The 1,396-nt window shown below is 74.3% G+C and carries 1 protein-coding gene; it reads right to left on the reverse strand.

Annotated elements, in window-relative coordinates; translation table 11 throughout:
* On the reverse strand, positions 1-1,396 hold a 1,396-nt coding region (locus ACFPMG_RS23900), incomplete at both ends, for an Ig-like domain-containing protein (RefSeq protein WP_376997719.1).

Below are 1,396 nucleotides of genomic sequence, written 5' to 3' on the forward strand. Positions count from 1 at the left end.
CCGTGCTGGTGGTGCCGGTGCCGCCCAGCGTGTTGCCGGTCACCCGGGTCTGCACCGCCTGGCCGGCGGCCACCCCCGGCGCGCTGAAGTCGATGGCGCGCACCAGCAGTTGCGCCTGCGTGGAGAGAACCGAGAGGAAGCCCGAGCCGCCGCCGGTCAGCCCGGTGCGTGACGCCGTGCCCTCGTCGGTGCGCGCCTCGATGGCGGCGATCAGCCCGGTCAGCCCGGTCAGCGCCTGGCTGGCGGTCTGCCGCTCGGCGTTGCCCGAGGTGGTCACGGCGACCCCGGTGGAGACGCTGACCGTCAGGGTGGTCATCGTGGAGACCTGGCCGGTCTGCGCGTCGACCACCTGCTCACGCACCACCGGGACGTCGGCCAGATCGGCGTTGGCGGTGGTGCTGTCCTCCACGCGGCCGTCGTTGCTGGCCGCGATGGTCACCGTGGTGGTGCGCGTGCCGTCGCTGCCGGTGGTGACCGCGCCGGTGACGGTGGCGCCGTCCACGGTGGCGACCGGCGGCGGAGCGACCGGGGCGGGCTTCTCCACGGTCGCGGTGAGCTTCTGCGTCGTCGCGGTGAAGGGCGCGGAGGCGTTGCCCGCCGGGTCGGTCAGGCCGAGCGTGAGGGTGAGGGTCCCGTCGCCCAGGCCGGAGAGGTCGAGGCCGGTGACCCGCGTCGTCCCGGCGACCGTCACCCCGTTGCCGGTGATCCGCCCGCCGCCCGCCGAGGTGATCGTCCAGGTGAAGGCGGCCCCGGCCTCGCCGCCAGCGATGGTGAAGGCGGCGGCGGTCTGCTCGAGGGCGTCGATGCTGTCGTCCTCGAACAGCACGGTGGCCGTTGGAGCGGTGGTGTCGACGACCAGCGAGCGGGTGCCGGGACCCGACACGTTGCCCGCCGCGTCGGTGGCGGTGGCCGAGACCGGGTTGGTGCCGTTGGGGCTGAGGCTCAGCGTGCCGGCGGTCGGCGTCGCCGTGGCGAGGTCGAGGCTCCAGGTCCCGCCGTCGCCGGCGGTGGTGGTGTAGGTGGCGCCGCCCACCGTGACGGTGACGGTGCTGCCGGTCTCCGCCGTGCCGGTGAGCGTCGGCGTGGTGCTGTTGGTCAGCGCCGTGGTGATGGTCGGAGTGTCGGGCAGCGTGGTGTCGATGGTCAGCGTCTGGGTGCCCGGCGTCGACAGGTTGCCCGAAGCGTCGGTCGCCGTGGCCGAGACGGTGTTGCTGCCGTTGGCGTCGAGGGTGAGCGAGCCGGAGGCCGGCATCGCCGTGGCGAGGTCGAGGCTCCAGGTCCCGCCGGTCGCGACGGTGGTGTAGGTCGCCCCACCCACCGTGACGGTGACGGTGCTGTCGGCCTCCGCCGTGCCGGTCAGGATCGGCGTGGCGCTGTTGCTCAGCGCGGCGCTGGT

The organism is Azospirillum himalayense (genome assembly GCF_042657465.1).
Classification (GTDB): Bacteria; Pseudomonadota; Alphaproteobacteria; order Azospirillales; family Azospirillaceae; genus Azospirillum; species Azospirillum himalayense.